We start from the raw sequence: 252 nt of genomic DNA on the forward strand, positions 1-252 counted from the left end.
GAGATCGAACCGGGCCGCTTCCTCGTCGCCGAGGCCGGCACGCTCGTCACCGAAGTGCAGGCCGTGAACCGCCGGCCGCAGCACGACTTCGTGCTGATCGACGCGGGTTTCAACGACCTGATGCGTCCGTCGATGTACGGCAGCTACCACGCGGTGTCGGTGCACGCGCCGGACGGCACGCTGCCGGCCGGCCGCCCGCTCGTCGACATCGCGATCGCCGGCCCGTTGTGCGAGTCCGGCGACGTGTTCACG

1 pseudogene is annotated in these 252 nt (G+C 70.6%); it reads left to right on the plus strand.

Going from position 1 to position 252, the window contains the following annotated elements:
• Positions 1-252: pseudogene (locus R2R70_RS21815) on the plus strand (diaminopimelate decarboxylase); the annotation flags it as partial.

The sequence above is a fragment of the Cobetia sp. SIMBA_158 genome (assembly GCF_046566945.1).
Taxonomy (GTDB): Bacteria; Pseudomonadota; Gammaproteobacteria; order Pseudomonadales; family Halomonadaceae; genus Cobetia; species Cobetia amphilecti.